This is a genomic window from Dactylosporangium sp. NPDC049140 (assembly GCF_040648435.1).
Map to the genome: position 1 here is coordinate 27,985 of NZ_JBEZDS010000003.1, position 12,814 is coordinate 40,798.

General features: G+C 68.1%; 8 protein-coding genes and 1 pseudogene. 2 read left to right on the forward strand and 7 right to left on the reverse strand.

Annotation, left to right across the window (positions count from 1 at the left end; genetic code table 11):
* From fxsT to AB0B76_RS06445, 3 genes are all read right to left on the reverse strand, one after another.
* The coding region (fxsT, locus tag AB0B76_RS06435; RefSeq protein WP_360370340.1) for an FxSxx-COOH system tetratricopeptide repeat protein at positions 1 to 2,408 on the reverse strand (2,408 nt) is incomplete at its 3' end.
* 309 nt (positions 2,409 to 2,717) lie between these two features.
* A complete protein-coding gene (locus AB0B76_RS06440; protein WP_360370343.1) occupies positions 2,718 to 3,368 on the reverse strand; it encodes a response regulator transcription factor in 651 nt (216 codons plus the stop codon).
* Positions 3,365 to 4,603: a sensor histidine kinase gene (locus AB0B76_RS06445; protein ID WP_360370346.1), complete on the reverse strand. Its 1,239-nt coding sequence runs from the start codon at positions 4,601 to 4,603 to the stop codon at positions 3,365 to 3,367. The genes AB0B76_RS06440 and AB0B76_RS06445 overlap by 4 nt, the downstream gene beginning before the upstream one ends.
* Before the next feature lie 122 nt (positions 4,604 to 4,725).
* Between AB0B76_RS06445 and AB0B76_RS06450 the strand changes: the two genes are divergently transcribed.
* Together AB0B76_RS06450 and AB0B76_RS06455 are read left to right on the forward strand one after the other, a co-directional pair.
* A complete protein-coding gene (locus AB0B76_RS06450; RefSeq protein WP_360370349.1) occupies positions 4,726 to 5,451 on the forward strand; it encodes an ATP-binding cassette domain-containing protein in 726 nt (241 codons plus the stop codon).
* Positions 5,448 to 6,236, forward strand: a complete 789-nt coding sequence (locus tag AB0B76_RS06455) for an ABC transporter permease (RefSeq protein WP_360370352.1) — start codon at positions 5,448 to 5,450, stop codon at positions 6,234 to 6,236. The genes AB0B76_RS06450 and AB0B76_RS06455 overlap by 4 nt, the downstream gene beginning before the upstream one ends.
* 652 nt (positions 6,237 to 6,888) lie before the next feature.
* On the opposite strand, the pseudogene AB0B76_RS06460 reads toward AB0B76_RS06455, so the two are convergent.
* The 4 genes and pseudogenes from AB0B76_RS06460 to AB0B76_RS06475 all read right to left on the reverse strand — a co-directional run.
* A pseudogene (locus AB0B76_RS06460) lies at positions 6,889 to 7,034 on the reverse strand (IS701 family transposase); the annotation flags it as partial.
* Between the two features lie 244 nt (positions 7,035 to 7,278).
* Entirely contained in the window at positions 7,279 to 10,884 is a 3,606-nt protein-coding gene (locus tag AB0B76_RS06465; RefSeq protein WP_360370355.1) for a PxKF domain-containing protein, read from the reverse strand.
* Between the two features lie 50 nt (positions 10,885 to 10,934).
* On the reverse strand, positions 10,935 to 11,783 hold the full coding sequence (locus AB0B76_RS06470) for a carbohydrate ABC transporter permease (protein WP_360370358.1): 849 nt from the start codon (positions 11,781 to 11,783) through the stop codon (positions 10,935 to 10,937).
* A gap of 68 nt (positions 11,784 to 11,851) precedes the next feature.
* Entirely contained in the window at positions 11,852 to 12,751 is a 900-nt protein-coding gene (locus AB0B76_RS06475) for a sugar ABC transporter permease (protein ID WP_360370361.1), read from the reverse strand.
* Between the last annotated feature and the right edge of the window lie 63 nt (positions 12,752 to 12,814).

Here is a 12,814-nt window from a genome sequence, read left to right on the forward strand (position 1 = left end):
AGCCGGCGCCGCCGCTCGAGGACCTCCTCGTTCAGCTTGCGCGCGCCGGACAGGTCCTCGGCATGGAACAGGTCGACAGCGAGGTTGGCCGCCGAAATGAGGGTGTCGGGGTGGTCCTCGCCGAGCAGCCGGCGCCGCCGCTCGAGGACCTCCTCGTTCAGCTTGCGCGCGCCGGACAGGTCCTCGGCATGGAACAGGTCGACAGCGAGGTTGGCCGCCGAGATCAGGGTGTCGGGGTGATCCTCGCCGAGCAGCCGGCGCCGCCACTGCACGGTGTCGAGGTCCTGGGCATGCGCGGCTTCCAGTTCCCCCGACTGGAAGAGACTGGTGGCCAGATACATTACTGACGTCCAGTAGTCCGGGTGATCTGTTCCCATCACTTTCCTGCGACGGGCGAGTGTTTCCTCGCCAAGCTCACGGGCCGCGTCGTAAGCACCAAGCTCGAACAGGTCGGCAGTCAAGTTGCTGGCTGACGACAATGTGTCCTGATGATTGACGCCGAGTATGCGCTTGCGTCGACCAAGGGTTTCGGAATCCAAGACCCGGGCGTCTTCGTAGTCACCCAGGGAGAATCGCACAATCGCCATCTTGCTGGCCGACGTCAGCGAATCCGGATGGTCCGGTCCGAGCGTGCGCCGTCGTCGTTCCAGCGTGTCGGTATTGAGGGTTCGCGCCGCAGTCAACTCGCCTGCATGAATGAGGTCGGTGACGAGATTGCTGGCCGACCTCAGCGTCTCCGAATCGTCCATGCCGAGGATGCGGCGTCGCCTCGCCAGCGTCTCCTCGTTGATCCGACGGGCGTCCTGGTACCTGCCGAGGTGAAAGGACTCCGTTGCGAGATTCGTGGCGGTCGTCATGGTGTCGACGTGTTCGGCGCCGAGGGTGCGCTCGAAGCGCCGGAGGGTCTCGGCACGCAGTTGCCAGGACGAAACGTTATCGCCCAGCCAGTGCAGGCAGTTCGCCAACAGATGCGCCGCCTGCAAGGTGGTGTGATCGTCGGCCCCGAGCCGGACCGTCAAAGCGCTGTGGGTGGCCTCGGCAAGCCGTGCGGCCGTGCGTGTGTCACCACGACGGGCTACGTAATCGATGGCGTCGAGGAGCAATCGGCGGGCGGCGGGGAGGTCGCTGTCGACGAGTTCAAGGACTTGGATGTGGGGCAGGAGCCGGCTGTAGTGCCGCCAGTGTTCGGGATTCCTCGGTGTGCCCGGGTGGCTGGCCAGCGCGATGTGAATGGCGGTCGAGTGGCAGATCTTCACTCGCGCTTCGGACATGCGATGCCGGATGATCAGACGGCCCAGCCGGTGGACGGTGAAAGTGGACTCGTCGATCTGCGCCAGACCGAATGTTCGTATCGCCCGGATCGCGCGGTGAAGTGCAAGAGGATTGGCAGTCAGGCTGGACCACGCCTCCGCGCCCCGCGAAAGCATGGATAGCGGAATCGGCTCCGGCGCGAAGATCACGGAGGTTTCCAGCATCTCGATCGCGAGCGGCTCCTCGGCGGCGAGTTTGTCCATGGCCAGATGCCAGCTCGCGGCGAGCGACAGGGGGTAGTCTTCCGGCGTCCCCTCCACGAGGAGTTCGCCCGCCTCACTCTCCAGCAGTTCCAGATAGTCCTGCGGCGCCATCTTGGTCCCGGCGATCGTGCTCGATGCCTGCACCAGTGCGAGCGGGAGGTAGTCGACTTCCTTGGCAAGCTGCTTGCCGGTAGCGGCGTTCAGGCGCGGCAGCCGTTGCCGCAGCAACTGCAGCGACTGCTGCTGGGAAAGGCGATGGACCGGAACCTGAGCGGCAATACCGTCCCATTCCGGGTCGCGTGAGGTGATGATCACGTGCCCGCGACCCCCGGGCGGGATGAGCGAATGCGCCAGTCGCCGGCTGTTGACGTTGTCGAGGATGAGCAGCCAGCGGTCGCGGTTCGCCAATTCCTCGAGAACTCTGGCGACCGGTCCGCGCGGGTCAGTCCCGGAGACGACGCCCATGCGGTCGCCGAGCGTGGCGAGCCGCTCGTTCACGACGATCGGATCCTCGGCGGGCAGCCACCAGACCAGATCGTAATGGTCGGCATACCGACAGGCATACTCCATTGCGATCTGGCTCTTGCCGATACCTCCGGGCCCGTACACGACAACGACGGCGGGATCGATTTGGGCGGCCGTCAGTTGTTGGCGTACGTGCTCAAGTTCTGTTTCGCGTCCGACGAACGACCTGCTCCGTGGTCCCAGTGACCATATGCGTGACGAGGCGACCGGGAGAGCCGCGGGCTCCACGAATACGTTGTACTGCGTATTGTTGTTGCCGGTGACGACGCCCCTCGCTTCGCGGGCGTCGACCGCGGCATGCATCACTGCGGTGGGCTCGGCGGTGACCTCTGCATCGTTCAGGTCGACGGGCCGCGCGTTGTCATTCACGGGCGCCGCCCTCGCCCCGGCATCCGGCCAACCGCCTCGGCAACGCGTGTCGCAAGCCGGCGTAAGCGTGGGTCACCGTGGTCTTTGGCCGCGTCGCCGGCACCGGCCGCCGCATCGGCAGTGAGTGCAGCAATGATCACATCGACATCACTCATACTGCCCATCTCTCCGAGTGCCGCAGCCCGACGTTGTTACGGTAGGCGACTGCCGCACCACCGGTCTACCACGAGTGCCGGATCGATTACGCCTCACTGACGGACCCCGCCGCTGCGCGACCGCGCCGGGCCCGGCGACCGGATATCGGGCCGGTCAGGGCGAGACGAGTCCGGTCCGGTAGGCGACGATTACCAACTGGACACGGTCGCGGGCCGCCAGCTTGGTCATCAGCCGTCCCACGTAGCTCTTCACGGTCGGCATGGTGATGTGCATACGGTCGGCGATCTCGGCATTGGAGGATCCCTGCCCGACCAGGGTGAGGACTTCGCGTTCCCGCTCGGTCAGCCCGTTCAGGGAAGCCGTTTCACCCGCCGGCTCGGGGTTCTCGACGGCCATCCGGATCAGCCGCCGGGTGACGCTGGGAGCGATCAGCGCGTCCCCGGCCGCGACCACCCGGACCGCGCTGACGATGTCCTCCAGGGCCATGTCCTTGACCAGGAATCCGGAGGCGCCGGCACGCAGAGCCCCGTAGACGTACGCGTCGTCGTCGAAGGTGGTGAGTACGACGATGCGGGGCGCCACGGGTTCTGAGGTGATCCGGCGGGTCGCCTCGATCCCGTCCATGCCGGGCATCCGGATGTCCATCACCACGACGTCCGGGCACAGCTCGTGGGCCAGGCGGACGGCCGCGGCACCGGTGGCCGCCTCGCCGACCACCTCGATGTCCGGGGCATCGGTGAAGACCATCTGCAGGGCGGAGCGGATCAGGACATGGTCGTCGGCGAGGACCACCCGCACGGTCAACGTGCTGCCGGTTCCGTGGCGGCCGGCAGACGTACCGCCACCTGGAACCCGCCTTCCGGGCGGTCTCCGGCGGTGAACGTGCCCTGCAGCAGCGTGACGCGTTCTCGCAGGCCGAGCAGCCCGTATCCGCCCGCCGGTGCGCTGTCGCCGCGACCGTCGTCCACGACCTCGATCGCCAGTTCCGCGGGGTGGTAGGCGACGGACACCCGGCAGGCCGCGGCGCCGGAATGCCGTAGCACGTTGGTCAGTGACTCCTGAATGATCCGGTAAGCGGACAGCTCCACGTCGGCCGGCAGCGGGCGGCGGTCACCGCTCCAGCACAGGTCGACGTCGACGCCGGCGGCCGTGGTGGCGACGATCAGGCGGTCGACGTCCGCGAGGCCGGACGCGGGGTGCAACGGCAGCGCGTCGCCGTCGGCGGGACCGTCGTCCGGGTGACGCAGGCCGACGAGCATCCGGCGCAGGCCGGAGAGGGTGTCGCGGCTGGTCGTCTCGACCGCGCGTATCGCCTCGCGGGCCCGCTCGGGCTGCGTGCCGAAGACGCGAGCCGCGGCGCCCGCCTGCAGGGCGATGATGCTGACACTGTGCGCGACGTGGTCGTGCAGCTCCCGCGAGATCCGCAGCCGTTCCGCCACGACGGCCTGCGCGGCGGCCTGCTCGCTGAGCCGTGCGGCGTAGCTGCGGGCCTGCCTGACCGAGTACCCCAGCAGGCCGGCCACGAACGCCGGGAGCACCGTGTACGCCACCCACGCCGTCGCGTGCAGGCCCGGGCCCGTGTGCCCGTGGCCGTCCGGCTGGCCGGTCAGCATCCGCAGGCAGGCACTCACCGGCTGGGTGGCGAGCACCGGAACCAGGCCGGCGAACCACGTCCAGGGCGGCCGGGTCGCCACGATGTAGCCGAGCACCACGTCGGCGGAGAGCAGGAACTGGGTGAGTGCCGTGTCCGGGGCGAGGGCCAGGCTGCGCGTGCCGAGGACCAGAACGATGCCGGTGGCGCACCCGACGAGCAGGGGCACCGCGACCAGCGGCCGGTGACGTGCCTGCGTACTCGCCGCCAGCCCGCCCACGGCGGTCACCGCGACGACCGCCCACACCAGCGCGGACCGCGGAGGCAGCCCGGACGGCATGCCCGGCACGCCCGAGTAGCCGCGCAGGGCGGAGGCCGTCACGGCACACCAGAGCAGCGCGACCCAACCGCCCAGCGGCAGCCGTCCAGGACGCGGTGTACCGGGCACGCGCCGATCATATCGACGCGCCGAGATGCCGACATCCACCCACGGTATGCATACCCGGGTCGACGCCGAAGATCGCCCGCGGTCCGATGACAACACCGGCGGCCGAGCGGGACGGTACCGGCATGATTGAAGTCAACGATCTGGTCAAACGGTACGGGGCCACCACCGCGGTGGCCGGCCTGTCGTTCACCGCGCGTCCCGGACGGGTCACCGGCTTCCTTGGTCCGAACGGGGCCGGCAAGAGCACCACGCTGCGGGTACTGCTCGGCCTCGACGCCCCGACCGGTGGCACCGCCAGGATCGGCGGGATGCCGTTCCGCCGGCACCGGCGCGGGCTACGGCACGCCGGCGCCCTGCTCGACGCCCAGCAGGCGCATCCCGGCCGCAGTGCCGTGGTTCATCTGACCGCCCTGGGCCTCAGCAACGGATTGCCGCGGCGCCGGGTGGACGAGGTGCTCGGCGAGGTGGGCCTGACCGACGTCGCGGCGCGGCGGGTGGGGACGTACTCGCTCGGCATGAAGCAGCGCCTCGGCATCGCCACCGCGCTCCTCGGCGACCCGCCCGTGCTCATCTTCGACGAGCCGGTCAACGGGATGGACCCGGAAGGGGTGCGCTGGACCCGCCAACTGTTCCGGCGGCTCGCCGCCGAGGGCCGCACGGTATTCCTCTCCAGCCACCTCATCGGCGAGATGACGGCGACCGCCGACGACATCGTCGTCATCGGGCAAGGCCGGTTGCTGGCGTCGGGTTCCGTGACCGAGCTCGCCGGTCCGGGCGGCTCGCTCGAAGACGCCTTCCTCGAACTGACCACCGCAAGCGTCGACTACCGTGCCGGAGGCTCCCGGTGAAGGGCCTGATCGCCGCCGAATGGCTGAAGATCCGTGCGCTGCGCTCCACCTGGTGGACGCTCGCCCTGACCGCGCTCGCGGTGATCGGCTCGGCGGTTCTGGCCGCCCAGCGCGACTACGCGAACTTCCCCGGATACAGCCTCCAACAGCAGCTGACCCACGGGTTCTCGTTGAGCGACTCGTTCCCGTTGAACGGGTACCTGATACTGATCGTCGTGGCCGCCAGCTTCGGCGCAGCAACCATGATCAGCGAATACAGCTCCGGGCTCATCCGCGCCACGTCGGTCGCCGTGCCCGCGCGCGGCGAACTCCTGCTGGCCAAGGCCGCCGTGGTCGCCGCCGTCTGGACCGTCGTCGGGGCGTGCACCGCCTTTGGCGGGTTCACCGTCGCCCAGGCCATCCTGGCCAGGCGCCACGCCGACGTCTCCGTCACCGACCAGGCGACCGTCGCCGGACTCGCCGGGGCCGTCCTCATCGGGCCGGCCGCCGCCCTGGTCGGCCTCGGCATCGCCGTGCTGCTGCGGCACGGCGGCACCACCTACGTGACAGCGATCCTGCTGCTGGCGTTACTGCCACAGCTCTTCACGACCAACCAGCCGCTGAGCGCGGAGATCAAGCACGCGACGCTGCTACCGGCCTGGCAACGGCTGACCGAAGCGTACGGGCCGCCGCAGTTCGTCGGTGACCTCTACCCGCCGCTGGTGGAAGCGTGGCTCGTGTATCTGATCTGGCCTCTTGCCGCGGTCACCGCCGCCTTGATCGTGCACCACCGACGGGACGTCTGAGCCTTCCACCGGGTGAGGCGGCGGGCGTACGGGTCGGGGCCATCCCGGCCCTGAGACGGCCGTCGCCGTGCCTGGTTTGTCGCCGTCACCGCGGACAGGGCGCACCGCATGGCGCTGCACATCGCGGTAAGGCCGTCGCCCGCTTGGTCGGTCATCCCGTGCGATCCGGCCGGAGACGTGGCCGCGCCGGCGTGCACGGCAGCCGGACGCTTCGTACGGATGCCGGCCGAAAAAGCGAAGAGCTTCAAATTTTAGGGGAGGAAGAGCAATAATTTGAGCCGCGTTCGAGGCGTCTGCCCGACACGACTTTGTTGCCGTGGTTGCGCGCCGTCGGGGTTGAAGAGCGGGCCGTGACTCGCACGGGCGCGATCGGACTTGGCGCACGGATCTGCCGCCGCGGGTGCGGCCCCCGTGTCAGGCCTGGTGGGATCTCCTTGCCCAGCATCAGGCGGGGAGTGGCGCTGGTATCGGGGGAGCGGGCGTGGAAGACGTGCCTGTGGGTGAGCTTCCCGGCCTTGGCGCACTACCGTGCAGCGGATCGCCTGATCAGCGTCGACGCTGCCCGCCCTGCCGAGCACCTTGCCGCCGACCTGGCCCGCCGAATCGGGCAGCACAGCTAACGACACAAGTTTGGTTAGTACTCCAGCCGCACTTCGAGACCGACCTCGTTCTTCGATGTCTGGAAGCACTCCTCGATCGCCCAACGGTACCGGCCACCCGGATCAGTTCCTCGTCGCTGGTGCCGTCTGGGCCGTAGCACAGGTAGTACGCCAGTTCAGTGGGCTTGGTGATGCTGCGGCCTCGCCGACGGCCAGGACACACAAAAGCCGCTTACGCCTGCGGATGGGCCAACCCCAGCAGCTTCATCGCGGCGTTCATCAACCTCATTGGAACGACCCCGGGCCGCTACCGAACCAGTCGTCAGGCCTCCGCCGTCAGCTCCGGTGACCCCCGGTGCGAGGCGCCATATTGACGGTGAGCGGGTCAGAATGGCTTCAGCACAGCGACGGAGGGGCCACGGGAAGCAGCCCCTCCGTCGGTGTCACCGGAGCTTGAACAGGGCGGTGGTGCCCGACCCGTCCTGGGCCGTGGCGGTCACCGCATAGCAGGCGCCGGGCATGGTGGCCGGGGTCTTCCAGTTGTACTGGAACTGGCCGTCGGCGTACTGCAGCGTCGTGTCACCGGTGCCGAGCGTCTCGATCTCGGCCGTTCGCGCGTCGGCGGCGCACGTGACCTGCTGGACGCTCATCGTGACCACGGCCGGGTCGGTCAGTTCGGTCGTGCCGGAGTACACCTGGAACTTCATCGGCACCGTGCTGCCGCCCTTGACCGTGTTGACCACGCCGTCCATCTCGGCCGGGCGGTAGAAACCCCGCACCGTCCACGGCAGCACCGTGTACGTCTGCTGGCTCGTGCCCACGTTGCCCGCGGCGTCGGTCGCCGTCGCGGTCAGCGTGTGCAGGCCGACGCCGGTGCTGTAGCCGGTGACGATGCAGCCGGCCGGCCCGGAGATGAGGTCGGTCGCGGTGCACGCCGGTGCGGCCGGTACTGCGCCGAAGTACACCTCGCCGATCGTGCCGGAGAACGTCGCCGCCGGCGCGACCGTGTCGACCTTCACCGTGGCGGACTTCGTCTCCTCGACGTTGCCGGCGGTATCGGTCGAACGGAACTCGATCTGGTGGCTTCCCGGGAGGTCGACAGCGACCGGCGAGCCCGGGTAGAGCGCCCAGTCGCCGCCGTCGATCCGGTAGTGTGTGCCGGCCACGGCTACGTCGTCGCTGACCTCGAGCGTGAAGGACGGGGCCGTCTTGTACCAGCCGTCGTTGCCATCTGGCCTCCCGGGCGAAAAGGTCAGGGTGGTCGTCGGGGGCACCTGGTCGTGCACGACCGGGGTCACCGTCCACTTGTCGAAGTCGTAGACGACGGACTCGCCGTTCACCGACGCGGTGAAGGTGGCACCCAGCTTGTCCTGCTGCAGCCACGGGGTGTCGAACAGTTTGAACGAATCGTAGTTGACCGGGGTGCCGTTGATCAGGTGCGTGGCGCCCGGGGCCTGGGCGGGGTTGTCGTAGGTGATGTCGAGCGTGTCGCCGTGGACGCCGTGGTACACGAGGCGCGGATTGTCGTCGCCGATGTGGCTGGTGTCCAGGCTCGTCCTGGTGGCGACGGCGGTCGCGAACGCGTCGAGGCTGGCGTACTCGGACTTGTCCGCGGTGTCCAGCACCCAGCCGTTGCGGTCGGCCTGGCTGCGCAGGATTTCGTAGCTGTAGCTGAGGCTGGCCGTTGGGTGGTTCTGCGCCGTCGTCTTCACCTTGTTCGCCGGGTCGCTCGGCGTCTGGTGGTACCAGGTGGCGGGCTGCGCCATCCTGAAGGCGAAGTAGGACGTTCCGGTGTCGACGATCGACCATCCGCCGACGTCGCGCCGCTCGACGATCGAGCCGGTGTCGGGGAACATCGCGTTGAGGTAGTTTTCGGTCTGGTCCCCGGAGGACTTGAAGACGCCGACGGCCGCGGGACCGTCCTGCATCACCCGGTGCTGGGCCGGATCGTCGTAGGTCCCGATCGAGGCGTTGCCCACGTCGACCGACACGCGGAACACCGACTGCGGGGCGTTGGACTGCCAGCGCAGCACCATCGGCATGTCCTCGAGCCAGTTGTCGACCCGCCGGTACTGGACCTCGGTGCCCAGACCCCAGGTGGGGCGGACGTAGGTCGTCCGGTAGATGTCCATCGCGCGGCCGCTCGAGTTCTGCAAGTTCGTCTTGTACGAGGTGTAGGACTTGTCGGTCTTCTGGCCGAGCTGCACGGCGAGCGGTGGTGGCGCGTACTTCGTTCCCGCCCAGGCCACCAGCCCGACGTACTCCAGGTCCGGACGGTAGGCCGACGGTGCCAGGTTGTCCGACTCGCCGACGCCCTGCTGCGCCCGGTCGGCGCCGAAGTACGTCCAGGCGAGGATCGAGTGGTTCGCACCGCGCCAGGTCGGGTCGTCGGCGAGGGTCGAGTCGCCCTTGGCCCGGCTCTCCGAGGAGACCCGGTAGCCGTCGATCCAGTCGTTGGCCCACTCGAACCACATGACGTCCATGGCCATCTTGGCCTTCTGCACCAGCTCCGGGTCGTCGGCCCACTGGTAGAGCGCGTTGAGCCCGAAGTACGTCATGAAGGTGTATTCGCTGCTCTCGTACTCTGCCCAGCCACGATGCACTCCGGCGTCGATCATCGCGAGGATGGCGGCCTTGTTGATGGACTTCAGCCGGTCGCCGGAGTTGCCGTTGATGTCGGACACGTCTGGGAGGTACCGACCGACGAGGTACCCGGTGACGTAGTTGCTCATCCGCAGGTTCTCGGTCTGCGCGAGCGGCCCGTAGGCGTACTGGGCGAAGTAGCTCCGTACGTGGGTGAGCATCGTCGGGCTGTACTGGTCGCCGACCATGAGGTACCCGTACATCTTCGACAGGGTCTTGTACTGCTCGGCGTCGTAGAGCTGGTACAGCCTGTCGAGCTTGCCGAGGTTCGTGGTCACGTTCTCCTGGTCCCCGAGTTGCGCCACGTACGACGCGGTGTTGATCGCTCCTTCCTCCTCCAACATCGTCTTCGTCTTGTCCCACAGCCACTGCGACCGGCTCTGCTGGTCGCCGGGGAACGGTGCGGGTGCGGTGGGTACGTGCGGGCTGGTGGTCATGGCCAATGGGGCGCTGGGCGCGCTGACGTTCCCGCTGGCGTCCTTGGCCCGCACCGTGAACTGGTAGGTCGTGGCCGGCACGAGGTTGCCGACGACCGCCAGCGTGGTGCCTCCCGTGGTGGACGTGACCAGGTAGCCGTCACGGTAGACGTCGTATCCGGTCACGCCGAAGTTGTCGGTGGACGGCGCCCAGCCGATGGAGGCGCTGGTTTCGGACACCTGTCCCTTGGTCAACCCGGTCGGCGCGGTCGGCGGCTCATTGTCGATGACCGGATCGGGCAGTTCGACGACCGAGGGGTTGTCGACTACGACCGCCTCGTCGGTGCCGGTGGTGTTGACCCGGACCTGCCAGCCGAGTTCGACCGTGGTGACGAGACGCTGCCCCCCGTTGGGCATGATGGTGAACCGGTACTGTGCGATGTCGGCGTCGGTGACCCGGGACAGGGCACCTGAGGTGTTCTTGTACGCCGTGGTGGTGGTGAGCGTCAGCTGCGGCGGTATCGGGAACCGGGGGACCAGCTTGTTGTCGTAGTTGCCGAACATGATCTGCGCGAAGATGTCCTTCGCGACGGGCTGGTCGCTCGCCGCACTTCGCTTGAGGTCGAACGACAGGCTGAACTGCCTGGCGGGGCTGCCGACCGGCTGCTTGTACACGGCGTTGATGGCGTCGATGAGGGCGCCGGTGGAGAAGCGGTGGTAGAAGTAGCTGGGGTTCGCTGCCCCCAGGGCCGAGTCCCGCAGCTCGAGGGCGCTGGTGCCGCCGACGCTGACGAACTGCTGCGCGGCTCCGCTGGTCGCGCTGGCGATCGACAGCGGGCTGACCGGGCCGTTGAACTCGGTGTCCATGTCGGCCGCGAGGAGGTTGGGTAGGGTGTCAGCCGAGGGTGATGCGAACGCGACGCCGGTTTGTGCCGCGAGTACGAGCGCGGCGGCACACAGGGACGACAACATCCTTTTCAGGATGTTCATGGACCATCCTTCTCTCTGGGTGTGCGCGTGCGTATGTGTGGGTGGGGGTGCTACTTGACCGCCCCCGTCGCCAGCCCCTTGCTCCAGAAGGACTGCAACGACAGGAACATGGCGACAACCGGAATCACCGAGACGAGCGCGCCGGTGACGACGGTGGTGTAGCTGATCGGATAGCCCTGCAGTTCGCGCCAGCTGACGAGCCCCACCGTCACCGGTTGGAGCGAGGTGTCGGCCAGCATGAGTGAGGGCAGCAGGAAGTTCGTCCAGATCGCGACGAACTGGAAGAGGAAGATGGTGACCATCGCCGGCGCCATGAGCCGCACGCTGATCGTGAAGATCCGGAACTCGCCTGCGCCGTCGAGGCGGCCCGCCTCGATCAGCTGGTCCGGCACCGATGACGCGGCGTAGATCCGGCTGAGGTAGACGCCGAACGGACTGACGATGCTGGGGATGAACACGGCCCAGAAGGTGTTGATGGTGCCGGTGTAGCTGAACACGAGGTAGAGCGGGATGGCGAGGACGGGCGCGGGCAGCAGCACCGCGGCGAGCACGGTGCCGAATACCGCCTCGCGTCCCGGGAACGAGAACTTGGCCAGCGCGTAGCCGCACATGGAGGCCAGGAGCGTGGAGACGATGGCGCCGCCGACCGCGTACAGCAGGGAGTTGAGCAGCCAGCGCGAGTAGATGCCGCCCTGGGCCCGGAAGAGCGTCTGGACGTTCTTCACCAGGGCGAAATGGTGGCCGAACCAGAAGCCGTTGCCGGAGAACAGCTCCCCTTGACCCTTGGTGGCCGAGACGACCAGCCACCATATGGGGACCAGGAAGTAGACGGCGAACAGGGACATGACCAGCAGCACGAGCAGGCGGGTGGCGGGGTTGACCGTCGTGAGCGGACTCATCCGGGACCGTCGCCGCCTCGTTGCCGGGACAACGGGTTCGGTGGGCGCGGGGGTTTGCAGTGTGGTGCTCATGAGTCAACGCTCCGGGCCGATGCGCGGAATACGAGCACGGACAGCACGCAGATCACGGCGCCGAGCACGACGGACTGCGCGGCTGCGTAGTTGAAGTCGTTGGACGAGAGGGACCGCAGCGCGGCCATGATCGGGGTGTAGGTGGACGGCAGGTTCGGCGCCACAGCTTTCATGGTCACCGGCTCGTTGTAGAGCTGGGCCGTGCCGATGATGGAGAAGACCAGCGTCAGCAGCAGGGCCGGCCGGATCAGTGGGACCTTGATCCGGAGCGCGGCCTTCCAGCCGGAGCAGCCGTCGAGGGCGGCGGCCTCCATCGTCTCATCGGGGATGGCCTGCAGGGCGGAGAAGATCAGGATCGTGTTGTATCCGGTCCACGCCCAGGTCAGGATGTTCGCGATCGAGAACGGCAGGGCACCGTCGGTGACGAAGCTGAAGTGGATTCCCATCGAGTCGAACAGCCGGGTGACCGGGCTCAGGGTGGGTGCGTAGAGGAACGACCACACCAGGGCCGCGATCACGCCGGGCAGCCCGTAGGGCAGGAAGTAGGCGACCCGGAAGAACTTCCGCCCGGTCGACGCCGACGAGTCGATGAGCAGGGCGAGGAAGAGCGCGATGCCGAGCATCACGGGCACCTGGATGACGCCGATGAAGGCCACCCGGCCCAGGGAGCCGAGGAAGTCCCCGTCCTGGAACACCCGCGTGTAGTTGTCGAGGCCCGCGAAGACGGTCTCGGTGCCGCCGAGGCCGAGGCCCGAGCGTTTCACCGCGAAGAAGCTCTGCGCGACGGAATACCCGGCGGGTATCAGGTACACGACGGCGAAGAGCACCAGGAACGGCAGGACGAACGGCGCGGCTCGCCGCAGGTCGCGCGTGCGGCCACGCCGCCGAATCGTCACGTGGGACACGGTCAGCCTATCTGTGAAGAACCGGAGGGGCGGGTCGCGGGGGACGCCCGGGCG

Coding starts and splice junctions, on each gene's coding strand:
- AB0B76_RS06450 (WP_360370349.1), top strand. CDS start 4,726: ATGATTGAAGTCAACGATCTGGTCAAACGGTACGGGGCCACCACCGCG.
- AB0B76_RS06465 (WP_360370355.1), bottom strand. CDS start 10,884: ATGAACATCCTGAAAAGGATGTTGTCGTCCCTGTGTGCCGCCGCGCTC.
- AB0B76_RS06470 (WP_360370358.1), bottom strand. CDS start 11,783: ATGAGTCCGCTCACGACGGTCAACCCCGCCACCCGCCTGCTCGTGCTG.